The following is a 22,302-nucleotide window of genomic DNA, read 5'->3' as shown; positions in this document are numbered from 1 at the left end:
ACCCTCCGTACGCGCCGACCTCGACCTCGCGCCACGGCTGAGCCTGCCGCTGCCCCCGGAGCGGATCCGGCTGTGGTGTCCACAGGACCCGCACCTCTACGACCTGCGTATCGAACTCCGGGACGCAGAAGGCCAATTGGTCGACACGGTCGAGTCGTACGCCGGTCTGCGCAGTGTCGCCGTCACCGGAAAGCAGGTATGCATCAACGGCGAGGTCGTGTTCCAGCGCCTCGTCCTCGACCAGGGCTACTACCCCGACGGCCTGATGACCGCTCCCGACGACGCCGCCCTGGTCCGTGACATCGAACTCGGCCTGGCCGCCGGCTTCAACGGCGCGCGCCTGCACCAGAAGGTCTTCGAGGAACGCTATCTCCACCACGCCGACCGCCTCGGCTATCTGGTGTGGGGCGAGTTCGGCGACTGGGGCTGCAACACCGAACAGGGCCAGTCCACCAACCAGCAGCCGGACGCCTCCTACGTACAGGAGTGGCTGGAGGTGCTGGAGCGGGACCACTCCCATCCGTCGGTCATCGGCTGGTGCCCGATGAACGAGACCTGGCAGGACTACGGCGACCGGATCACCGCGCTCGACGACGTGATGCGCGCGATGTTCCTGGCCACCAAGTCCCACGACACTTCACGCCCGGTCCTCGACACCTCCGGCTATGCGCACCGGGTCGCCGAGTCGGACGTGTTCGACAGTCACGACTACGAGCAGGACCCGCGGCTCTTCGCCGCCAACCACAAGGCACTGGCCGACGGTGATCCCTACGTGAACCGCTCCGACACCACTGGCGAGTCCTGGTCCATCGGCTACCGAGGACAGCCCTTCTTCGTCAGCGAGTTCGGCGGCATCTGGTGGAACCCGGCAGAGGCCGACCGGCCGCAGTCGGACACCCGGGCGGGGTCGTGGGGCTACGGCGACCGGGTGCGCACCCAGGAGGAGTTTCACACCCGGTTCGAGGGGCTGGTCGGTGTGCTGCTCGACCACCCGGACATGTTCGGCTACTGCTACACGCAGCTCACCGACGTCTTCCAGGAGGAGAACGGCCTCTTCGCCTTCGACCGCTCGGAGAAGTTCGACATGGAACGCATCCGCGCGGCTCAACTCCGCCCCGCGGCCATCGAGTCCGGATGCGAGACCAACACCGAGACGAGGGAGAGGGCCCGCCCGTGAAGGCCATCATGGTCATGTTCGACAGCATGAACCGGCGCATGCTGCCGCCGTACGGCGCGGACTGGACCCATGCCCCCAACTTCACCCGCCTCGCGGCCCGTTCCACCGCGTACGACAACTGCTACGTGGGGTCGATGCCCTGCATGCCGGCGCGCCGCGAACTGCACACGGGCCGCTACAACTTCCTGCACCGCAGCTGGGGCCCGCTGGAACCGTTCGACGACTCGATGCCCGAACTCCTCAAGCAGCGCGGCGTGTACACCCATCTGACCAGTGACCACCAGCACTACTGGGAGGACGGCGGCTCCACCTATCACGGCCGCTACAACACCTGGGAGTTCTTCCGCGGACAGGAGGGCGACGCCTGGAAGGGGCAGATCGCCGACCCGGTGATCCCGGAGAACCTGCGCGGCAAGCGCCACGATCTGTGGCGCCAGGACTGGGTGAACAGGGCGCACATGGACACCGAGGAGACGCATCCGCAGACGCTGACCTTCGACGCCGGGCTCGAGTTCCTCCGCGTGAACCAGGCCGCGGACAATTGGTTCGTACAGATCGAGACCTTCGATCCGCACGAACCCTTCTTCTCGCACCAGCAGTACAAGGACCTCTATCCGCACGACTACGAAGGGCCGCACTTCGACTGGCCGGACTACGGCAAGGTCACTGAGACCGAGGAGCAGGCGAGCCACGCCCGGATGGAGTACGCCGCGCTCCTCTCCATGTGCGACCACTCGTTGGGCCGAGTCCTCGACGCCATGGACGCGTACGACATGTGGTCGGACACCCTGCTGGTCGTCTGCACCGACCACGGCCTGCTGCTCGGCGAGAAGGGCTGGTGGGGAAAGCTCGTCCAGCCCTGGTTCAACGAACTCGCGCACACACCGCTGTTCGTGCACGACCCGCGCAGGCCGACACTCGCGGGCAGCCGTCACTCCGGGCTCGTCCAGACCATCGACCTCGCGCCCACACTCCTGGAGTTCTTCGGCGTCGACCGCACACCCGACATGCAGGGCCGTCCCCTGTGCGAGGCGACGGACGAATCGGGCGCTGAGGTGCCGCTGCGCGAGTCCGCGCTCTTCGGCATGTTCGGCGGTCACGTCAACATCACCGACGGCCGCTGGGTCTACATGCGCGCCTGCCACGACGCGACGAACTCACCGCTGTACGAGCACACCCTGATGCCCACCCACGGCCGCGGCCGCTTCGCCCCGCACGAACTGGTCGACGCCGAACTCGCCGGCCCCTTCACCTTCACCAAGGGCGTCCGCACGCTGCGGGCCCCGGCCAGAACCGCGCCCGGCTTCGACCCCTACCGCTTCGGCACCCTCCTGTACGACCTGGCCGACGACCCCCGGCAGGAGCGGCCGGTCCAGGACGACGAGGTGGAGCTTCGCATGATGCGCATGCTGGTGGCACACCTCCGGGACACCGACGCCCCGGCCGACCAGTACGAACGACTTGGCCTGCCCCTGCAGCCCGAAGACGTGACCACGGCCCACCTCCAGGTCGCCACGCACCGGGACAGGCCGCGGCAGGAGGCGGCCCTCTCCCCCGCCCCGCGGGCCGACGAGTTCCCCGAGAGCCGCCTCGGTCTGCGCACACCGTTGGCGGTGCTGCTGTCCGACCCGGTGGCGGTGGATGCGGTGCGCCGCTTCGTCCCCGGTCTCACCGACACCGAGCTCCTGACGGTGCGGGACTCGGTGTCCCTGCTTCAGCTCTCCGCCGCCACTGGGCGACCCGACCGGGGCCAACTTGAGGCTCTGGCAGGCGAGTTGGCGCGCCTCTTCCCTCCTAAGAAGTAGCCGCCCGTGTGAACGGCAACACCAGCCGCGACCGATGCGCCGCGTCCCGGTACACCTTGTGCGTGACCGGGCGGCCCACCGGGAGGTGGAACGCGTCGGGTGGCAGCAGTGCGTTGTGCGCGTCCGCCAGCGGTTCGTTGTTGGAGAGTTCCGCTACCAGGCGGTGGCCCGGCAGGAAGGTCGCCGCGAAGGGGTAGATGCGCAGGACGTACTCCTCGACCCGGCCGGGCTCGACCGGGACCGCGCGGGTGTGGGGGTGGTGCGGGTCGCCCTCGGTGGTGCGGGTCTCGTCGAGTTCGCGGTGCGAGGCCTTGAGGTAGGCGGTGGTGATGAGTTGGCGTTTGCCGGCCGGGGCCTCGTCCCACATGCGCAGGATGAGGTTCGTGTCGGGCTGGTCGATCTCGGCGAAGAGGTGGGCCGCGCCCTGGCCGATCATCTCGGTGGGTTCGGTGAAGGGGGCGGTGCTCCAGTTGAGGATCTCCACCTTGTCGGTCACCGTGAGGGGCGCCTGGTAGAAGCCGTCGGGGGCGGCGTGTTCGGCGCCCATCGGCTCGGGCTCGTAGGAGAGTTGGCGACGTGGTCGGAGGTACAGGGGGCGGTGCTCGACGTCCCGCGGGGGCCATTGTGTGCCCGTGACGGTCTCGCGGGAGCCCTCGACGTGGACCGTGACGGCCGGCTCGTCCATGACGCCGTTGTCGATGCCCTTGAGCCAGTACTCGTACCAGCGGAACATCTTGTCGTGCTCCTCGACGAAGGGGCGCGACTGCATCGGCGGATAGGGGCCGATGTCGAGCTTCTTCGGGCCGTTCAGCGCCTTGTAGAGCTCGATGGTGCCGTCCATCGTCCAGCCACGGCCCTGGTCGATCTGGAGCCAGACGGGGATGTCGATGTTCGGGGCGAGGGTGATCGGGTTGCGTTCCTCGTACCAGTCGCCGTCGACCTCGTTCATGGCGATGTCGAACCAAGCCTCGTGGTTCTTCGGGTAGTTGAGGACATGGAACAGGTTGGGCCAGGCGGCCACGTCCGGGTCCTGGAGGCGCTCGGCAACCCGCTTCTTGATCTCCTCGGGCGTGTAGGTCTCCAGCATGCGGGACTTGACGCCGTCGGTGAATGCCCAGCCGGAGTCGCCGCCCCGGCCCTCGCGGGCGGCGCGCGGCATGAGCCACATGATGCCGCCGTGGTAGGTCGTCTCGTAGAAGTCGTAGTGGCCGCCGCTGACGAAGATCGCCTTGAGGCTCGGCGGGCGTTCGGCGGCCGCAAGTACCTGCATGGAGCCGAAGTACGAGATGCCGATCATGCCTACGTTGCCGTCGCACCAGGGCTGCGCGGCGACCCACTCGATGAAGTCGTACGCGTCCTGGCCGAGGGGGACGCCGCCGGCGTTGTAGTTGCCGATGTGCGTGCCTTCGGAGGCGCCGGAGCCGCGCAGGTCGCCGATGACGTGGACGTAACCCTCGTCGACGACGCGCGCGATGTCACCCGCTTCGATGCAGCCGTCCCACATCGGGCTGGGTCGGCGCTGCGGGGGTGTGGTGAGGGCGAGTGCCTGGAGTTCCTTGCCGTAGGGGCTCAGGGCGACGAGTGCGGGGCGCGGTGTGTCGTCGTCCGCGCGGCCGTAGGTGTCCGCCGCCAGCGTGACGCCGTCGCGCATCGGCACCCGGAGGTCCTTGCGGGCGGTGATGGTCTGCGCGCCCGCCTGAATGGTGTGTTGGTGGTCGGTCATGTCTGCGGTGTGCTCCTGTGTGACGCGTGCTCGCCGGTCGTGTCGTCGTCGCGCGTGCGATACGCGTGCATCGAGGTGAAGAACGGCGACGGTTCGAGCGTGGGATCGCCGGTGTAGTCGAGTTCCTCGGCGGCCGCGGCGAACGGGGAGTACGGGGAGTCCGTCTCGGTGAGGCCCGACTCCAGGCAGCTGCAGGCGGCGTGGTCGACGCGGGCCTCGGCGGTGAGGCTCTGGTCGATGGCCTCCCGGGCCTGCGCCTCGTCGAGTTCGACGCCGTACGGTGTGCCATCGGCCCTGCGGTAGGGGTGGCCGAGGTAGAGGCGGTGCGGGCGGATCTCGTCGCGCAGGTATTGAAGGCCCGCTCGGTACGCGGACGGGTCGGTGTAGCCGGGGAAGCCGTTGGCGGCGCCGTGGACCTGCACGGCGTCACCGACGAACACCGAGCGTTGCCCGTCGACCACGTACGCGACCGACCCGGGGGTGTGTCCCGGGAGCGCGTGCACGGAGACGGTGACGTCTCCGCCGAGGGAGAGTGTCTCGCCGCCCTTGACCAGCCGGGTGGGCTCCAACTCCCCCGAGATGACGGCCTTCGTGGCCGCCGCCACCTGGGCCTCGCCCTCGGGGTCGCGGAGGTACCGGCCGCGGCCCGCGCGGTATTCGTCGACGTGCGCCTGCCGGGAGCGCAGCATCGGCGCGTCGGCCTCGTGGATCACCACCTGTGCCCGGCGTCCGGTGAGTTCCCACAGGGCGTGTGCGCCGCCGACGTGGTCGATGTGACCGTGTGTCAGCAGGATCCAGCGGACGTCCTCGATGCGGCGCCCGATCGCCTCAAGCGCGGGGGCCATGCCCTCGGCGGGTGAGGTGGCGATGCCGGTGTCGATGATCGCGGGTTCGGGTGCGTCGACGTAGAAGCTGTAGAGACCGAAGCGGCCCCAGGGCGAGAACAGGGGGTGGACGGTGATGTCTTCGGGCATGGCGCTCAGCGCCCGGTGAGGAAGTCGCGGGTCTCGGTGAAGACCCGGTGGTATTCGGGGATCCAGGAGAAGTGCTGGACGAAGCCGTGCCCCGCTCCCTCGTAGCGGCTCACCGTCGTCGCCACTCCGGCCTCTTGCAGGCGGCCGCCGTAGAGTTCGCCCTCGTCGCGCATGGGGTCGAACTGGGCGGTGACGACCAGGGCCGACGGCAGCCCGCTCAGGTCCTTGCGCTTGATCGGGGAGACCAGCGGGTCGGCCGGGTCGGCGCCGCTGTCGACGTAGAAGGCGTTGAACGGCTTGAGGCCCGCCGTCTCCAGGCCGTAGCCGACCGCGTTCTCCCGCAGCGAGGCGTAGCGGTCCTCGTCGAAGTCCAGGTCGAGGGAGGCGTAGTAGAGGATCTGGTGGGTGATCCGGTCGAAGCCGTCGTCGTGTGCCCGTGCCGCGACGGCGGCGGCGAAGGTGCCTCCGGAGCTGTCACCGGCGACGGCGAGGGTCGTGCCGTCCCAGCCCAGCGACTCGCCTTGTTCGGCAGCCCATCGGGTCACGGCGTAGCAGTCGTCGAGGCCCGCCGGGAACGCGGACTCCGGTGCCCGGCGGAAGCCCACGGAAACGACCTTCAGGCCGGTCTCCTTCGCCAGTGAGCGTGCGACGTGGTCGTGCGTCTCCAGGCTGCCGAGGAAGAACGCTCCGCCGTGGAAGTAGACGAGCAGGCCGTGGCGGTCGGCGTCGGTGGGTGTGTAGACGCGTATCGGCACATCACCGGTGGTGGTGTGTGCGGTCAGGTCCGCCACCGCGTGCAGCGGCAGGCGCTCCTCCACGGGAGGTACGTGTGCCTCTTCACCGGCGCGCATCGCCACCGGGTCGAGGGGGCCCTCGGGCGGGGCCGGGAGGGTGGCGAGGAACTTCGCTACCTCGGGGTGCAGCGGCATGGTTCCTACTCCTTTGTCGCGGTGGGCGCGGTCGCGGGCTTCTGGCCGGGGAAGACCTCGTCGATCTCGTCCTCGGCCCAGCCCTGCCGCGAGATGGCCTGCAGCTTGTCGGTCACCGGCTTGCGGGTGGCCTGGAAGAGGGCGAGTCCCTCCTTCACGGAGTCCGCCTCGCGCAGGGCGTCGGCGAGCGCTCCGGCGTCCTCGATGGCGGAGTTGGCGCCCTGGCCCTGGTGGTGCAGCATCGAGTGCGCGGCGTCGCCGATGAGGACGACGGAGTCCGTGTGCCAGGTGTCGATGGGGTCGATGTCGTAGACGGCGCGGGCGTTCACGGTGTCCATGTCGAGGCCGCGGGTGATGTCCACAAGGCGCTCGTCGAAGCCCTCGACCGTGCGCAGGATGTCCTCCTTGGTGACCTGCGGTGTCCACTCGCCGTCGGGGCACAAGGCGGTGATGTCGAAGGACACCTGGTCGCGGTGGCGCAGCGGCAGCAGGTAGATCTTCGTGCCGCGGCCGATGTACATGCGCAGGTTGTCGTCGGTGACCATGCCCCGCGCGTCGGCCACCGGGATGACGGCGCGGTAGGCGTGCTCGCCGGAGAACACCGGCTCCTTGTCGCTGAACAGCCGCTGCCGCACGACCGACTTGATGCCGTCGGCGCCGACGACGAGGTCCGCCTCGGCGGTACTGCCGTCCGCGAAGGTCAGTACGGAGCTGTCGCCCCTGTCCTCGACGCTCTCCAGCCGGTGGCCGAGGCGCACCATGCCCTCGGGCAGGGCGCCGAGCAGTGCCTCGATGAAGTCGCCGCGGTGGATCAGGTGTGTACGGGTCTGCTCGCCGTCGGCCGGCCACGCCTCCTTCATGATGGGTTCGCCGGTGGGGGTGAGGATTTCGAAGTACTCGCTGGGCGAGCTGACGGGGGCGATCGCGTCGAAGATCCCCCATTCGCGGAACCGGTTCATGGTGACGGGGCGCAGGCCGATGCCGGCGCCGACCTCGCGGATCCGGCTCGCCTGCTCGTACACGGTGACGTCCGCGCCGAGCAGGCCGAGCGCCTTGGCCGCGGCGGCGCCACCGTAACCGGCTCCGACGATGGCGATCTTGAGATCTTTCAGGTCCTGCATGAGGTGGGGTCTCTCCTGCTTCTCGGTGGTCAGGAAGGCGGCTTGTGAACGGTCAGGAAGTCGGCTTCCGGACGGTCAGGAAGTCCGCGGGGTTGTCGACGAAGATCGTCCGGATGGCGGCCTCGTCGAGACCTGCGGCACGCAGGTCCGGGAGCAGGTCGTCGAACAGGTAGTTGACGGTGTGGCCCTTGACGCCGGGCCAACCCAGCGGGGAGCAGTTGGCGTCGGCGGAGGCGAGGACCTGGCCGATGCGGCGGCCTCCGTCGATGAACCGCAGGAAGTGGTCGAGGCGGTCCTTGCGGGGGCGGGCCCAGAACGGCGGGTCCGGGAGCTCGGTCTCGTAGCCGAAGGTGTCGAAGCCGATCCGGCCGCCCTGTTCGGCGATCCAGACGTCGCGCGTCTTGTCGGCGTTGACACCGTCGTCGACGTGCCCGAACAGGACGCGGTCCAGGGGCAGCTGTTCCTCGTTGAAGATCGCGACGGCGTTCTCGGCGTCGATCGCCAGGTGGGTCAGGATCGGCACGCCGGTGGCGAGCGCGGCGCGGGCTGCGGCGCGGTAGATGCGCTTGTCGAGGTCGGTCATGCGGCCGCCCCGGCTCACGCCGACCTTGATGACACCCGCGCGGCTGCCGGTCTCACCGATGCCGACGGTGATCTCGTGGACGAACTGCTGGGCCAGGTAGTCGACTTCGGCGCGGGCGAAGTGCGGGAGAGCGGTGTCGCCGCCGACGAAGCCGGTGCAGGCGACGATGTGGACGCCGGTCTTCGCCGACAGGGACTTGTAGTAGTCGACGTCGCGGCCGTTGCAGATGCCGGTCGCGTCGACGAAGGTGCCGCCGCCCAGTTCATGGAAGCGGCGCAGCTTCGGGACGGTCTCCTCGTAGCGGCGCTCGGGGTCCTGCCACCACTGCGTGTCCAGTTCGGAGCCGGGCATGCCGTAGCCGATGTGTTCGTGGACGGCCACGAAGCCCAGTTCCTCGGCGGGGATCGGCCCCAGGACGGTGTTCACTCGCGACACAACACTCAACTCGCCTTCGGGTTCACGGAGTTCTTGACGGTCGGTTCGGGGCGCACGCTCAACGCGCCGCGAGCAGCTCGCGCGGATTGGCCTCGAGGATGCGCCGTACGTCGCCGTCACCGATGCCGTGTGCGCCCAGCAGCGGCACGAAGGCGGTCAGCAGGTGGCTGTACGGCAGGTCGACCGCGGGGTACCCCTTGGCGACCCCGGTCGCGCCGACGGAGAGCAGGATCCGGTCGGTGTGTCCTGCGCGCACGAGGTCGGCGACCAGGGCGGCGCGCTCGGCGTCGCTGAGGTGCTCGTCGTCCTCGGTGCCGACGTGGTCGAGGAGGACGTGGGCGCCGCGGGCGGCGATCTTCTCGGGTGCGCCGGCGGCGACGGCGTCCTTGCGGTCCAGGCCACCGACGGCCACGCGGTCGGCCGGCAGCTTCTCGGACAGGGCGATGTCGAGTTCGCCCACGGCGTCGGCGCCGTGCCGGAAGGAGACGGCAGTGCCGGTGGCGAGGGCGGCGCGGGCGGCGCCGCGCAGCAGGCTCTCGTCGGTGGCGGTCATGCCGGCACGGGTCACGGCGGTGGTGACGAGCCCGGCCGGGCCGCGGCGCTCCACGCGCGGGACCACCATGCCTTCGGTGATCTCCCGGGCGAAGAGGTCGGCGAACTTCTCTGCGGGCCAGGGGGTCGGCGGGTTGGTCTGCGGTGTCAGGAAGTAGCCGCCGAGCAGCTCCTCGGGGCCCTGACCTGTGGAAGCGACGATGTGCACGCCGGTGGCGCGGGACAGGGCCTCGTAGAGCCGCACGTCGCGGCCGTGGAACATGCCGGTGCTGTCGACGATCGTGCCGCCGCCGTGGGCCCGGAAGTCGCGCAGCCGGTCGGCGAGCGTCTCGAAGATCTCGGCGCGATCGAGGGTGACGTCGAAGGCGTGCTCGGCGCCCGGGAGCACCGAGAGCAGTGCCTCGTGGACGGAGACGACACCCAACTCATCGGCCGGCACCGGCCCCAGGACGGTGTTCACAGTGGTGCTGTTCACGCTCATGCCTGCCTCACGTGTCCGATGCGGGTGCGGCGGTGCACCCGGTGGATGAGCTCACGCTAGCCATTCGCTTTACAGCATGTCAACGAAATGAACGCCATGAAAATCAATCGTTTCTGGCGTTGCACCAAGGTGCGAGATGTGAGCATCGCGTCGCCGCGGCTTGCGTGATGACATGCAGGTCATGCATGCAGAGACATGCGAATCATTCATTTGATGAATGTGGCCGGGCACACTTTGACTGAGGACATGAGCCGACCGCCCACCTCAGACGTGGATCTCTTCGCCGACGAGGTTCTCCTCGACCCGCACCCCGTCCACGCACAGCTGCGGGACCTGGGCCCCGTGGTCCACCTGCCGCACAATGACGTTCACGCACTGACGCGCTACGACGTCGTCCGAGGCGCCCTGGCCGACTGGGAGTCCTTCTCCTCGACGTCCATCGCCTTCAATCCTGCGGCCGATCAGGCCCTGGCGGGCACCTCGCTGGCATCCGATCCGCCGACGCACACCCCGTTGCGCACGGCCCTCACCGAGAACCTCTCGCCCCGCGCCCTGCGTGGACTCAAGGACCGGACCGAGGCAAAGGCCGACGTTCTGGTCGCCGCACTCGTCGAGAAGGGCTCCTTCGAAGCCGTCGACGCCCTCGCCCGCACCTTCCCACTGGAGGTCGTCGCCGACCTGATCGGCTTCACCGGCCACGTGCGCGAGAACATGCTGCGCTGGGGCCAGGCCGCGATGCAGGTCATCGGGCCGGCCAACCAGCGCACCGCCGACAGCTTCCCCATCGCGGGCGAGCTGTACGCCTGGTGCTCCGAGGTCACGGCCGACAACCTGGCCGAGGGCTCGGTGGGCCGCGGCATCTTCGACGCCGAGGCGCGCGGCGCCATCCCCGAGGGGACCGCGGGACACATCATCCACCAGTACCTGGGCGCCGGCATCGACACGACCGTCGCGGCCATCGGCAACGTGGTCGCCCTGTTCGCCGCCCACCCCGAACAGTTCGACAAGGTGCGCGCCGAACCGTCCTTGACGTCCGCGGCGTTCAACGAGGTGTTGCGGTACTGGCCCCCGGTCAACGTCTGGGGCCGTGTCACCACCCGCGACGTGGAGATCGAGGGCGTCGTCGTCCCGGCGGGCGCGCGGATCGCGGTGCTGCTCGGCGCCGGCAACCGCGACCCGCGGCACTACGAGAACCCCGACGCCTTCCTGGTCGAGCGCAATCCGGTCGACCATCTGTCGTTCGGCTACGGGCCGCACGGCTGCGCGGGCCAGGGCCTCGCCCGCATGGAGGCCCACGCCGTGCTCACCGCGCTGACCCGGCGCGTGCGACGCCTGGTCGTCGGGCCCGAGGTCCGCGTTCCCGCCAACATCACCCGGAGCATCGAAGCGCTCCCCGTCCTGGAGGTGATCCCCGCATGAGGATCGTTCTCGACCGTCCCCGCTGCGAGGGACACGGCCTGTGCGAGGAGGCCGCACCGCACCTGATGCACCTCGACGACGAAGGCGAGCTGGTGCTCGACCGCGAGGAGGTCGGCGCGGGCGAGGCCGCGCCCGCCCAGGCCGCCGCCCGCGTGTGCCCCGTCGCCGCGCTGAGGGTCGAATGAGCGCCGTCGCGCTGCGCCGCGTCGTCGTCGTGGGCAATGGCATCGCCGGGCTCACCGCCGCCCACACGCTGCGCGAGAGCGGATTCGACGGCGAACTGACCGTCGTCGGCGACGAGTCGCACCCGGCGTACAGCCGGCCCGCCCTGTCGAAGGCGCTGCTGCTCGACGGCGACGACCTGACCTCGCACACGCTGCCACCGGCGTCCCACGGGGCGAGGGAAGTGCTCGGCGTACGCGCGAGCGGCCTCGACGTGGACCGACAGCTCGTCACGCTCGAAGACGGCACGGCCCTGCCGTACGACGGTGTCGTCCTCGCCACCGGCTCCCGGGCGCGACGGCTGTCCGAGCTGCCCGACGAGGTCACGTTGCGCGGGCTCGACGACGCGCTCGCGCTGCGCCGCCGCCTGACCGGCCGACCCAGTGTCCTCGTCGTCGGCGGCGGGCCTCTCGGCATGGAGATCGCCTCGGGGTGCCTGGCCGCGGGCTGCCGGGTCACCCTCCTCTCACAGGGGCAGCCACTGGTCGCCCGGCTCGGTCCGCGTCTCGCCCGCGTCCTCACCGACGCCGCCCGCGAACGGGGGCTCACCGTGGTCGAGTCCGGGCCGGTACGCATCGAAGGGCGGCCCGGCGACGCCCACGTCGCGCTCGACGACGGCACGGTGCTGCGGGCCCAGGTCGTCCTCAGCGCCGTCGGCGACATCCCCAACACCGACTGGCTCGCCGGCACCGGGCTCGTCGTGAACGGCGCCGTCCCCGTCGACACGCGCGGCCTCGCCCGCCCCGGCATCGCGGCCGTCGGCGACCTCGCGGCCCTCCCCACCCCACAGGGCCCGCGCCGTGTCCCCCTGTGGAGCAGCGCCGTCGACCAGGCGAAGGCCGCCGCGCGGGCGCTCGTCCACGGCGACGACGCCCCCGCGCTCTCCTTCCAGCCGTACTTCTGGACCGAGCAGTTCGGGCACACCCTCAAGGCCGTCGGGCACCTGCCCGCCGAGGGGGAGCCGCAGTACGCGGTCGGCGGCCCCGGCGGCGGCCCCGCACTGATGACCTGGCGGCAAGAGGACGGCAGCACCACGGCCGTCGCCCTCGACCACCGCATCCCGGTCCCCCGGCTGCGCCGCATGACCCGCACCGCCACATAGGGTGTGCGCCATGAGCGGCGAGGAGGACACCGGCACGTCGGGACTCGACCGGCTGGCATCCGTCGACCTCAACCTGCTGGTGCCCCTCCTCGCCCTGCTGGAGGAGCAGTCGGTGACCAGGGCCGCGGAGCGGGTGGGGCTCTCGCAACCGGCCATGAGCCACGCCCTCGCCCGGATGCGGCGCCTGCTGGGCGACGACCTGGTCGTCCGTCAGGGCAGCGGCGTCACGCTCACCCCGCGGGCGCTGGAGCTGATCGCCCCGCTGCGCGGCGCGCTGCTGCAGACGGCGCAGATCGTCGATTTCCCGTCCTTCGTCCCCGCCACCGACGAGCGGGTCATCACGGTCGCCATGACCAACAGCACCGCGTTCGTCGTCGGCCCCCGGCTGACCCGGCTGGTCGCCGAGCGCGCGCCGCACGCCACACTGCGGATCCGGACGATCACGGTGCCGACCGAGGCCACCTTCACCGAGGGGGGCGTCGACGTCGTACTGATCTCCGAAGGGCACTTCTCGCCGTATCCACGCAGTCGGCTGTACGACGACCGCTGCGTGGTCGTCGCCTCGCCCGACACTCCGCCGCAGGCGAGCGCGCTTCAGCTGCTCTCCACCGAGCCGCACATCGTCGTCGACACCGAACGGCGGGTCTTCCCGTACTCGGTGCTGGAGGACGAGGGCATCCCCCACCGGGTCGGGCTGTGGATCTCCGACTTCCTGCTGGTGCCGTTCCACGTGGCCCGCGCGGGCGGGGTCGCCCTGCTGCGCTACCGGGTGGCCGCCGCCATGCGGACCCTCGCCGACCTGCGGATCGAGGAGTTCCCCTTCCCGCTGCCCGGGCTCGGCATCGACATGGTGTGGAACCCCCGGCTGGCCGACCGGCACTTCGTCGACTGGCTGCGGGAGCTGCTGTGCGACGCCGCGGCCGAGCGCTGAGCCCGTCGCCCGAGGGACGGATCAGGTCAGCAGCCGGACCCAGCTGGCGCTCAGCTCGTCGAGCAGCTGCTCGCGGGTGAGCTTCCAGTCGGCGCTGCCCCAGTGCTGGGCGACGTAGTCCAGTTCGGCCATCGCGAGCACCCCCCGGAAGCGGCGCTGGTGGGGGGCGAGGCGCCCGGCCTGGGTCAGACCGTCCTCGATGTCGCTGATGGCCTCTTCCAGCCACCGCTCCACCAGATCGCGCAGCTCCGGATCGATCGCCGCGGCGTCCCGGCCGACGCGGATGATCGGCCGGATCTCGGGCCAGCTGTCGGCGGTGCGCCGCAGCCAGAGGCCGATCGCCTCCACCGTCCCCTCGGCCACGGTGGCGACCAGATCCTGGGCCGTCGATCCGTGCTCCGGGGAACGAACTCGCTGGAGCGCCTCGTTCAGCCGCTCGTCGATGAGCGCCTTCATCAGGTCGGTCCGGGAGGGGAAGTAGGCGTAGAAGGTGACCCGGGTGGTGCCCGCGGCGGTCGCGATGTCGTCGACCTTGGTGGCGGCGTACCCCTTCGTCGTGAACAACTCGAGCCCGGACTCCAGCAGGAGGCGGCGCGTCATCTGCTTCTGCGCCTGTCGAAGGTTCGCCATGCCGGAAATCCTAATGCCCCACCGCGCACCCGCTGTACGGACGGGCTCCAGGTCATACGCCCTGGCCACACCGTCAGGGGCCGCCGAACCGTCCGCTCCGGAGGCGGGGCCCGGGAGAAGCGGCACTGACCGGCACTTGATGACCCGGTGCCTGAGAAGGCTCGATTCGGCGCATGCCCGCCGCGGCGCTCGTAGGATGCCGGGGTGCCGAGACCCGTCCCGATACCGAAGAGCCGCCGCGCGTGGATCGTGACGTGGGCGGTGCTGTGTGCCGCCGGCCTCGCCGCCACCTACGTACTGACCACCTCCTCGGAACCCGAGCCGCCTCCCAAGAAGCCGGTCAGCGCCCGGTGCGCCGAACTGATCAAGAACATCGAGGGCCAGATCGCCAAGAACGAGCGGGACGGCAAGAAGGACGGAGTGGTGGCGTTTTCGCGCATCCGGGGCGCCGGCCAGGAAGATTGCGGCGATGCGCTCCGCGACCACTTCGGCAGTAATCGGTGAAGCGTGGCGCCCGGGCCGCCGCGTTCGCTGGTCTGGCCGCCGTCACCACCGCCGGGCTGACCATCGCCATGCGCGTCACGTCCGAACCGGAGCCGCAGCCCGCACCGACGCGGGTGTACTCCTCCTGCCTGGCGGCGGACACCCGGCCGCCCGCTCCCGGCGAGGGCCCGTGCGAGGGTCCCGGGCGCTGAACAACTCCCCTATTCCTGCTACGTGTTGGTGATCGGGTCGTACCGCCTGCCCGCCGCGATCACGGCCCCGACGGACTGCAACGCCCCGAGGTCCGTGAGCGGGTCGCCGTCCACCACGAGGACGTCCGCGCTGTAGCCGGGAGTGAGCTGCCCGGTTGTCTCGTCGAGGCCCAGCGCGCGAGCGGGCTCCGTCGTGGCCATCGCGAGGACGCGGTCGTTGGGCAGGCCCAGGTGCCCGTAGAACGTGAGGCTGGAGGGCAGGCCGTCGAAGCTGGCGCGCTGGACTCCCGCGTCGGTGCCCGCGATCAGCCGCGCGCCCGCCTCGGCCATCCGGCGCACCGCGTCGAACATGGCCGCGGCGCGCTCGGCGCCGAAGAACCGCGGCAGCATTCGCCAGTTCGGGCTGACCGTGGGGCAGACGTAGATGTTCCGCTGAACGATCTGGTCGAGCACGTCCTGGCGGACCTCGATCCCGTCGGCCGTCATCCACGTGCAGTGCTCGATACTGTCGACCCCTGCCGCGACGGCGGCGGTGATGCCGTCCGCACCGTGCGCGTGCGCCGCGACCGGCAGTCCGGCGCGGTGTGCCTCGTCGACGAGCGCCGCCAACTCCCCTTCGGAGAACTGGGTTTCCCAGCTCTGGGCGCCGCCCTTGGTGAGCCCGCCGCCGGTCTCCATGACCTTGATGACCTTGGCGCCCGCCTCCGCGTTGCGCCGCACAAGGCGCCGGACCTCCTCAGGGCCGGAGACCTCGCCACCGAGGAACCAGCAATGGCCACCGGGCGGAGTGACGGGCACCGTCGCCGAGACCAGCCGCGGGCCCACGGCCGAGCCCTCCCTGATGTCGTGGGCGAGACGCACCGCGAGGCCGCCCCGGTCACCGAGATCGCGGGCCGTCGTGACACCGACGCTCAGCAACTTCCGAGCCCGAGCGGCCATCGCGGCGAACAGCGCCTCGTCGTCCTGCTCCTGGAGCGTGGCTACGGGTTCCGGTCCCGCGTCGAAGCAGAGGTGCACGTGGGCGTCGATCAGGCCCGGGAGCACGGTCGCGGCGGGAAAGTCGAGCCGGGGCTCGTCGGGCTCCGCCTGGCGCTCGACCTCCGAGCGCGGGCCGGCGCCGGCGATGACGCCCTCGCGTACGAGGACGGCGCCGTCGGCGACTGTGTGAAGATCCGGTCCGGCCAGGACTTGCGCGGCGGTGATCAACATGAAGCGCGGCTCTCTTTCGTCTGCGAGGAACGCCAGTTGCTGCAACGCAGCACATCAGAAAGGGTCAGGGGTTGTCGGTTGCACGCGCCGCCCCGCCCCCGCTGTGTCCTGTCTTCGTCACCGCGTCAGACAGCAGTCTCCGCATGTGCCGCCGCCGGGAGCGCGGTAGAAGAGGCAGCAGCTCCGGCGGCGGAATGTCAGGTCCGGGCCGGTGATCCGGCCCGTTCCGTGTAGCCGGCCCGTCTCCAGGAGTTCGCGTGTCAGCCGCGTGAGATCCGTGCGCAAGTCGGGTCGGGACCGCAGCAGTTGAGCCGACGACCCGAGGAGAGCCGAGGCGGAATTGCCGGCCAGCAGGCGTGGCGCCACCTTGACGGTGAGGCCGTTCTCGACCGCTGCCAGGACTCCGTCCACCTCCGCGTGGACCGCGTCGGCGAGGGAGCGGAGCTCCGTCGCACGTCGGCCCTCGGGCCGGGGCAGGCGCAGAGCCGAGCTCTCACCGGACCACTCGACCGTGCTCATCGCCAGCACGATCCCGTGGACGAGGGCGCAGGCGAGGACCGGTGACCAGAGGCGTGCCGCGAGGCCCAGGTGGGCGATGGAGGCGCCGATGCGGGGTTCGGGGGTGGCGTAGTGGTCGTTGACCGCCTGGGCTCGTGCGGCGAGCCCGGCGTGGGTGAGCCGTGCATCGGGCCGCCGCCGCGTCGGCGTCGTGTCGAGGGCGAAGAATCCCCCGAGCCGCGACTCCACGTCCCGCAGCGCCTCGGCGACCTGTTCCGACGGCACCTCGTTCATGAGGCCCTGGCCCGGCGCGGCGCCTCGATGACGTAGAGGTCCAGGATCGCGGGGCGCTCCGCGACTCCCGGTCCGCCTGCCCCTATCCAGTCCGCGATGTCCTCGGTGGCGTCAGCGTCGTTGACCAGGCCGAGCCACACCGGTCGTGCTCCGGCCGCCCGACCGGCGGCGGAGGGCTGTACGACGATGACATTGGCCTGATCGCAGACGTCCAGGCACTCGGAGATCCGTGTCGGCGCGATCCGGCGCAACCGCGCCGTCTGCGCGGCGTGATCACCGTCGACCTTGACCGTTCCGCAGCAGCAGTCGCGGCACACGACCACGCGGCACGGAACCGCCCGGTCCGCCGCGGGGGCCGTCGCTTCGGCTTCGGCGAGCCGTTCGGGCATGCCGCATCCTCCCTCTCGCCGGGGAGTTCCGCCCCGGATCGCTTCGAGGGGGCGACAGCGTGAGTCTCCTGGCTCTCGGGTCCGTGCTCGTCCCGGCCTTCCCACCCTCGCGGGGGCAGTGGCTCTCCGGGATCCGCTCGCCGATCACAGTGGCGGTACCGCACCGGATTCGCACCGGTTTCCTCGGGCCGCCGTCGCCCGTGTTCACCGTCATCATGCCATCCGGCGAGGAGCTGCCGACGGGCCGGACGTTGTGGCGCCTCCCGGGCGCGGACCCGTAGGGTGAACGACGTAGCTGGTTCGCCCCGCCCGCCAGACGGGGTGTCGTAAGAGGGAACCCGGTGGGATTCCGGGACTGCCCCGCAGCGGTGAGTGGGAACGACCGCCGTCATACGCACTGGGCCCCGGAAGAGGGGTCTGGGAAGCGACGGTCACTAGGTGTCCGCCCTTTCGGGTGGGCGTGCCCGCAAGTCCGAAGACCTGCCAACTGCCCGTGCACGGACGACACGTGCGCGGACATCTCGGTGACCTCGAGGGCGGGTCGGCGTACACATACCGGCGAAAAGATCGTGCCTCGCAGCGCGCGGTCACCGCTCCGGTGGTGTCACTCCTTCGCGCCGCAGAGGCCTTCCGGGATCTCAGGGATACGTCTCTCGAAGGAGAATTCCGTGACCACCAGGACCGCGGACACCACGACCGCGCACACCGGGACCGAGCCCGCGCGGGCCACCGTGTACGGCTACCCTCGCCAGGGCCCGGACCGGGAACTGAAGAAGGCGATCGAGGGCTACTGGAAGGGCCGCGTCGACGCCGACGGTCTTCGCTCCACCGCCGCCGAACTCCGCCGTGCCAACTGGCGGGAACTGGCCGCGTCCGGCATCGACGAGGTGCCGACCGGCGACTTCTCGTATTACGACCACGTCCTGGACACGACCGTCATGGTCGGTGCGGTGCCCGAGCGCCACCGGGCCGCCGTCGCGGCGGACGCCCTGGACGGGTACTTCGCGATGGCACGCGGCACCCAGGACGTCGCCCCGCTGGAGATGACCAAGTGGTTCGACACCAACTACCACTACCTTGTGCCGGAGTTGGGCCCGGACACGGTGTTCACCACCGATTCCACCAAGCAGGTCGCGGAACTCACGGAGGCCCTCGCCCTCGGCCTGGACGCCCGCCCCGTACTGGTCGGACCGGTCACCTACCTTTTGCTGTCGAAGCCCGCTCCCGGCGTGGCCGACGACTTCGATCCGCTCACCCTGCTGGACCGCCTGCTGCCCGTCTACGCCGAGGTTCTCAGCGACCTGCGGGCCTCGGGCGCCGCCTGGGTGCAGCTCGACGAGCCCGCCCTGGTCCAGGACCGCACTCCGGCGGAGCTGAACGCCGCCGCCCGCGCCTACCGTGACCTCGGCACGCTCGCCGACCGGCCGAAGCTCCTGGTCGCCTCGTACTTCGACCGACTCGGCGAGGCCCTGCCGGTGCTCGCCAAGGCGCCCGTGGACGGTCTCGCCCTCGATTTCACCGGTTCCGCCACCGCCAACCTGGAGGAACTCGCCGCCGCCGGAGGCCTGCCCGGCAAGCGTCTCGTCGCCGGTGTGGTCAACGGCCGCAATGTGTGGGTGAACGACCTTGAGCGGTCACTCGCCACGCTCGGCACTCTGCTCGGACTCGCCGACCGCGTCGACGTGGCCGCTTCCTGCTCGCTGCTGCACGTTCCGCTGGACGCGTCCGTGGAGCGGGACATCGAGCCGCAGGTCCGGCGCTGGCTCGCCTTCGCCCGCCAGAAGACCACCGAGGTCGCCACCCTTGCCAGGGGCCTCACCCGAGGAACCGGCGTGGTCGAGGCCGAACTCGCCGCCAACCGCGCCGCGTTGAGTTCCCGGGCCACCTCGCCCATCACCCGTGATCCGGCGGTGCAGGCCCGCGCCGCCGCCGTCACCGAGGCGGACCTGCGCCGCTCGCAGCCGTACGCCGAGCGGACCGCCGCCCAGCGTGCCCTGCTGAACCTGCCGCTGCTGCCGACGACGACCATCGGCTCGTTCCCGCAGACCGGCGAACTCCGCGCCGCGCGCGCCGATTTGAGGGCCGGACGCATCGACAGCGAGGGGTACGAGTCCCGCATCAGGAACGAGATCCGTGAGGTCGTCTCCTTCCAGGAGAAGGCCGGTATCGACGTGCTCGTGCACGGCGAACCCGAACGCAACGACATGGTCCAGTACTTCGCCGAGCAGCTGGACGGCTACCTCGCCACGCAGCACGGCTGGGTCCAGTCCTACGGCACCCGCTACGTCCGCCCGCCGGTCCTCGCGAGTGACATCTCCCGCCCCGCAGCGATGACCGTGCGCTGGACGACGTACGCCCAGTCCCATTCCAGCCGTCCGGTCAAGGGCATGCTCACCGGCCCGGTCACCATGCTCGCCTGGTCCTTCGTCCGCGACGACCAGCCGCTGGGTGACACCGCCCGGCAGGTCGCCCTCGCCCTGCGCGACGAGGTCGACGACCTGGAGGCGAACGGCACTTCGGTCATCCAGGTCGACGAACCGGCACTCCGCGAGACCCTCCCGTTGCGCGCAGGCGACCACGCCGCCTACCTCGCCTGGGCCACCGAGGCATTCCGCCTCACCACCAGCGGCGTCCGGCCGGACACGCAGATCCACACCCACATGTGCTACGCCGAGTTCGGTGACATCGTGCAGGCCATCGACGACCTCGACGCCGATGTCATCAGCCTGGAGGCCGCCCGCTCCCACATGCAGGTCGCACACGAGCTGGCCGAGCACGGCTACCCGCGTGAGGCCGGTCCGGGCGTGTACGACATCCACTCGCCACGCGTCCCGAGCGTCGACGAGGCAACCGCATTGCTACGTAAGGGACTTGAGGCCATCCCCGCCGAGCGGCTGTGGGTCAATCCGGACTGCGGGCTGAAGACCCGCGGCTGGGCCGAGACACGGGCCTCCCTGGAGCACCTCGTCGCCGCCGCACACGCCGTCCGTGAGGAGCTCGGGACGACCGCGTAGCTCTTGAGGCCTCGCCTCTGGTGCCGATACTCCGGCACCAGAGGTGAGGCGCCCACTCCACCTACGTCAGTCGATCGGCGCGTACGTGCGCCTGCCCCTCCGGTACGCGATCTCGCCGAGCGCGATGTCGCAGAGCATGAACGCCGCGAGCGGGATGCCACTACATGCGGTACCCCCACACGACGAGGAGCACCACGTCCGTGACCTCGCCGCTCATCGGGTCGACGGCGACGGCGTCCTGCTTCTCCGGCCAACTCCGCTGGATCTGCTGGACGACGTACCCCGAGGACGCGTCGGCGGGCGGGACGATCTCGACGGGGTTCGAGAGACCCTCGGCGCGGGCCGCTTCCAGCCTGTAGTCGGGGCTACCCGCAGAGCAGCCAGACCGATGCGGGAATCCGCTTGGGTGCCCGCCGCGTTGGATCGACAGCCGGCCGCACGCCCCCGCTTCGTCCCCCCCATCCGCTTCAGCCGCTCCATCCGCTTCATCCGGGAGACACCCCTCATGTCAGAGCCAGAGATCGATGCCCTTGTGTTCGACGTGCTGGGCACACTCGTCGACGAGCCCGCCGGAATCCGCACCGGAATTCGTCAACTCTCCCCAGCGCAGGCCGACTCCGAGGTCGACAAGCTCTTGGCGCTGTGGCAGCAGCACGTCGAGCACGAGCAGCAGCGGGTACTCGACGGTGGCAGGGCCTACCTCGCGAGCGACGTGCTCGACCGGGAGGCCGCCCGGCTCGTCGCCGACGCCGCCGGGGTCGACGATCCGGCCGCGGTGGCGGAGTTGGCCCTGGCCGGGCGCAGGCTCCCGCCGTGGCCGGACACGGTGGCGGGGCTCGCCCGGCTTGCCGAACGGTTTCCGTTGATCGGGCTGTCCAACGCGAGCCGGACCGCGCTCCTCGGCCTCAACGCGCACGCGGGGCTGCGCTGGCACCAGGCGCTGTCCGCCGAGGACGCCCGGACCTACAAGCCGGACCCGGCGGTCTATGCGCTGGCCGTCACCGTCTCCGGACGGCCGCCGGAGCGACTGCTGATGGTCGCCACGCACGCCTGGGACCTGCGCGCGGCCCAGGCCCTCGGCCTGCGCACCGCCTACGTCGCCCGTCCCGTGGGCGACCCGCCCGTCGCCTCGGACCGGTTCGACCTGTACGCCGACGACCTGGCCGGGCTGGCCGCCCAGATCGGGGCGTGAGCGGCCCCGCTTCAGGAGTGCGTCAGGAAGTCGGCGATCTCCGCCGCCACAGTGTCGGGGACGAACGACGGCGCGAAGTGCATCTGGCCGGGGATCGCCGTGTACGTGACGTGCGGCAGCGCGGTCGCGAGCCGGTCGAGGGTCGCCGGCATCGGCTGCCAGGTGTCGGCGCCCCGCATCAGCAGGGTCGGGACGGTGACATCGGACCAGCGCTCCACGTCCGCCGAGTCGGCGATCAGCGATTCGAGGTCACGACACCAGCCGGGCGTGTCATCGGGTTCAGCGCCTGGTTCGGTGTCGCTGGTGTCTCCCGACTCCATCAGGTCCAGGAGCGCGGCCGGGACCCGGGCCACCTTTTCGGCCAGCAGTCGGTCGGCGCGCCGCCGATCGCCGCGCGCGGTCAGCTTCTTGAACTCCTCCAGTACGGGGGCTAGTTCGGGGCCCGCCGCGTACAGCGGCGGCTCCCACAGCACCAGCGAGCGCACCGGCAGACCGGCCGCCGCCGCGTGCAGGGCGACGTTGGCGCCGTAGGACATGCCGACCAGGTGGACGGGACGGCCGATCTTCGTGATGAGCGCCTCGATGTCCGCCACTTCGTCGGCGAAGCGCTTGGGCGCGTGGCCCGGCCCGCTCGGGGCGTAGCCGCGGCGGGCCGGCGTCCAGAGTTCGAAGCGGTCCGCGAGGCATTCGGCCACCGGCTGCCAGGAGTGCAGCCCACCGCCGGAACCGTGGACCATGACGACCGGTGGGCCGGCGCCGAACTGCCGGTAGGCGACGGCCGTCCCGTCGGCGGACTCAAGTGACGCGATGGGCCCGAGGCGGGATTCGGGTGACTGGAACTCGTTCGGCATGCCAGGACCCTCGCACGCCACGTCGGAACCGGGCCACCCCATTTCGCCGCTCGCGCCGAGCAGCGCAGGAAGCGAC

Annotated in this window: 20 protein-coding genes, 2 pseudogenes and 2 riboswitches; of the genes and pseudogenes, 10 read left to right on the top strand and 12 right to left on the bottom strand. The window is 70.7% G+C overall.

Annotation, left to right across the window (positions count from 1 at the left end):
* Window positions 1-4 precede the first annotated feature (4 nt).
* Both ACWD2L_RS04685 and ACWD2L_RS04680 read left to right on the top strand, forming a co-directional pair.
* Window positions 5-1,177, top strand: a pseudogene (locus tag ACWD2L_RS04685) (glycoside hydrolase family 2 TIM barrel-domain containing protein); the annotation flags it as partial.
* A complete protein-coding gene (locus tag ACWD2L_RS04680) occupies window positions 1,174-2,982 on the top strand; it encodes a sulfatase (RefSeq protein WP_451187210.1) in 1,809 nt (602 codons plus the stop codon). The pseudogene ACWD2L_RS04685 and the gene ACWD2L_RS04680, both read left to right, overlap by 4 nt.
* Here the strand turns inward: ACWD2L_RS04680 and ACWD2L_RS04675 are convergent.
* The 6 genes from ACWD2L_RS04675 to ACWD2L_RS04650 all read right to left on the bottom strand — a co-directional run bounded on the left by ACWD2L_RS04675 (window position 2,972) and on the right by ACWD2L_RS04650 (window position 9,780).
* Complete coding sequence (locus ACWD2L_RS04675; protein ID WP_351336141.1) at window positions 2,972-4,705, bottom strand: CocE/NonD family hydrolase; 1,734 nt, start codon at window positions 4,703-4,705, stop codon at window positions 2,972-2,974. The two genes, ACWD2L_RS04680 and ACWD2L_RS04675, sit on opposite strands and share 11 nt — an antisense overlap.
* Window positions 4,702-5,679 (bottom strand): MBL fold metallo-hydrolase, encoded by a 978-nt coding sequence (locus tag ACWD2L_RS04670; RefSeq protein ID WP_351336143.1) that lies wholly within the window; start codon window positions 5,677-5,679, stop codon window positions 4,702-4,704. Before ACWD2L_RS04670 ends, ACWD2L_RS04675 begins: the two co-directional genes overlap by 4 nt.
* Before the next feature lie 5 nt (window positions 5,680-5,684).
* On the bottom strand, window positions 5,685-6,608 hold the full coding sequence (locus tag ACWD2L_RS04665) for an alpha/beta hydrolase (RefSeq protein ID WP_351336146.1): 924 nt from the start codon (window positions 6,606-6,608) through the stop codon (window positions 5,685-5,687).
* A gap of 5 nt (window positions 6,609-6,613) precedes the next feature.
* Window positions 6,614-7,729, bottom strand: coding sequence for an FAD-dependent oxidoreductase (locus tag ACWD2L_RS04660; protein ID WP_351336149.1), 1,116 nt, complete (start codon window positions 7,727-7,729; stop codon window positions 6,614-6,616).
* 52 nt (window positions 7,730-7,781) lie between these two features.
* Complete coding sequence (locus ACWD2L_RS04655) at window positions 7,782-8,738, bottom strand: phosphotriesterase family protein (RefSeq protein ID WP_451187208.1); 957 nt, start codon at window positions 8,736-8,738, stop codon at window positions 7,782-7,784.
* Between the two features lie 67 nt (window positions 8,739-8,805).
* Window positions 8,806-9,780, bottom strand: a complete 975-nt coding sequence (locus ACWD2L_RS04650) for a phosphotriesterase family protein (protein WP_351336154.1) — start codon at window positions 9,778-9,780, stop codon at window positions 8,806-8,808.
* Between the two features lie 246 nt (window positions 9,781-10,026).
* Here ACWD2L_RS04650 and ACWD2L_RS04645 point away from each other — a divergent pair, with 246 nt between their 5' ends.
* Genes ACWD2L_RS04645 through ACWD2L_RS04630 form a run of 4 tightly spaced genes read left to right on the top strand, consistent with a single transcriptional unit; the run spans window position 10,027 to window position 13,454 of the window.
* A complete protein-coding gene (locus ACWD2L_RS04645) occupies window positions 10,027-11,199 on the top strand; it encodes a cytochrome P450 (RefSeq protein ID WP_351336156.1) in 1,173 nt (390 codons plus the stop codon).
* Window positions 11,196-11,384 (top strand): ferredoxin, encoded by a 189-nt coding sequence (locus tag ACWD2L_RS04640; protein WP_351336159.1) that lies wholly within the window; start codon window positions 11,196-11,198, stop codon window positions 11,382-11,384. Before ACWD2L_RS04645 ends, ACWD2L_RS04640 begins: the two co-directional genes overlap by 4 nt.
* Complete coding sequence (locus ACWD2L_RS04635) at window positions 11,381-12,523, top strand: NAD(P)/FAD-dependent oxidoreductase (protein WP_351336162.1); 1,143 nt, start codon at window positions 11,381-11,383, stop codon at window positions 12,521-12,523. The genes ACWD2L_RS04640 and ACWD2L_RS04635 overlap by 4 nt, the downstream gene beginning before the upstream one ends.
* A gap of 10 nt (window positions 12,524-12,533) precedes the next feature.
* Entirely contained in the window at window positions 12,534-13,454 is a 921-nt protein-coding gene (locus ACWD2L_RS04630) for a LysR family transcriptional regulator (protein WP_351336165.1), read from the top strand.
* Between the two features lie 21 nt (window positions 13,455-13,475).
* Here ACWD2L_RS04630 and ACWD2L_RS04625 read toward each other — a convergent pair whose 3' ends face one another.
* Window positions 13,476-14,084 (bottom strand): TetR/AcrR family transcriptional regulator, encoded by a 609-nt coding sequence (locus ACWD2L_RS04625; RefSeq protein ID WP_351336168.1) that lies wholly within the window; start codon window positions 14,082-14,084, stop codon window positions 13,476-13,478.
* 204 nt (window positions 14,085-14,288) lie between these two features.
* Here ACWD2L_RS04625 and ACWD2L_RS04620 point away from each other — a divergent pair, with 204 nt between their 5' ends.
* Both ACWD2L_RS04620 and ACWD2L_RS04615 read left to right on the top strand, forming a co-directional pair.
* The gene (locus tag ACWD2L_RS04620; RefSeq protein ID WP_351336171.1) at window positions 14,289-14,588 is read left to right on the top strand and encodes a hypothetical protein; all 300 of its coding nucleotides are present in this window, start codon (window positions 14,289-14,291) and stop codon (window positions 14,586-14,588) included.
* Window positions 14,585-14,779, top strand: coding sequence for a hypothetical protein (locus ACWD2L_RS04615; RefSeq protein WP_351336174.1), 195 nt, complete (start codon window positions 14,585-14,587; stop codon window positions 14,777-14,779). Before ACWD2L_RS04620 ends, ACWD2L_RS04615 begins: the two co-directional genes overlap by 4 nt.
* Window positions 14,780-14,797: 18 nt before the next feature.
* Here ACWD2L_RS04615 and ACWD2L_RS04610 read toward each other — a convergent pair whose 3' ends face one another.
* The 3 genes from ACWD2L_RS04610 to ACWD2L_RS04600 all read right to left on the bottom strand — a co-directional run bounded on the left by ACWD2L_RS04610 (window position 14,798) and on the right by ACWD2L_RS04600 (window position 17,169).
* Window positions 14,798-15,988 carry an amidohydrolase family protein gene (locus ACWD2L_RS04610; protein ID WP_351336177.1) on the bottom strand — a complete coding sequence of 397 codons (1,191 nt, stop codon included), beginning with the start codon at window positions 15,986-15,988 and terminating at the stop codon, window positions 14,798-14,800.
* A 117-nt stretch (window positions 15,989-16,105) separates the two neighbouring features.
* Entirely contained in the window at window positions 16,106-16,780 is a 675-nt protein-coding gene (locus tag ACWD2L_RS04605) for a (2Fe-2S)-binding protein (RefSeq protein ID WP_351336179.1), read from the bottom strand.
* Window positions 16,777-17,169: a (2Fe-2S) ferredoxin domain-containing protein gene (locus tag ACWD2L_RS04600; protein ID WP_351336182.1), complete on the bottom strand. Its 393-nt coding sequence runs from the start codon at window positions 17,167-17,169 to the stop codon at window positions 16,777-16,779. The genes ACWD2L_RS04605 and ACWD2L_RS04600 overlap by 4 nt, the downstream gene beginning before the upstream one ends.
* 61 nt (window positions 17,170-17,230) lie before the next feature.
* Window positions 17,231-17,354, bottom strand: a riboswitch (cobalamin riboswitch).
* A gap of 93 nt (window positions 17,355-17,447) precedes the next feature.
* Window positions 17,448-17,671, top strand: a riboswitch (cobalamin riboswitch).
* Between the two features lie 166 nt (window positions 17,672-17,837).
* Here ACWD2L_RS04600 and metE point away from each other — a divergent pair.
* On the top strand, window positions 17,838-20,183 hold the full coding sequence (gene metE / locus ACWD2L_RS04595; RefSeq protein WP_351336185.1) for a 5-methyltetrahydropteroyltriglutamate--homocysteine S-methyltransferase: 2,346 nt from the start codon (window positions 17,838-17,840) through the stop codon (window positions 20,181-20,183).
* A gap of 66 nt (window positions 20,184-20,249) precedes the next feature.
* Here metE and ACWD2L_RS04590 read toward each other — a convergent pair.
* Window positions 20,250-20,598, bottom strand: a pseudogene (locus tag ACWD2L_RS04590) (hypothetical protein); the annotation flags it as partial.
* Window positions 20,599-20,688: 90 nt separating this feature from the next.
* On the opposite strand from ACWD2L_RS04590, the gene ACWD2L_RS04585 reads away from it, so the two are divergent.
* The gene (locus ACWD2L_RS04585; RefSeq protein ID WP_351336187.1) at window positions 20,689-21,375 is read left to right on the top strand and encodes a haloacid dehalogenase type II; all 687 of its coding nucleotides are present in this window, start codon (window positions 20,689-20,691) and stop codon (window positions 21,373-21,375) included.
* Between the two features lie 11 nt (window positions 21,376-21,386).
* Here ACWD2L_RS04585 and ACWD2L_RS04580 read toward each other — a convergent pair whose 3' ends face one another.
* The gene (locus ACWD2L_RS04580) at window positions 21,387-22,226 is read right to left on the bottom strand and encodes an alpha/beta fold hydrolase (RefSeq protein ID WP_351336190.1); all 840 of its coding nucleotides are present in this window, start codon (window positions 22,224-22,226) and stop codon (window positions 21,387-21,389) included.
* Between the last annotated feature and the right edge of the window lie 76 nt (window positions 22,227-22,302).

Source organism: Streptomyces sp. NPDC002754 (genome assembly GCF_053592315.1).
The sequence above is the reverse complement of the archived record's forward strand: the minus strand, read 5'-3'. Positions and strand labels throughout refer to the sequence as shown.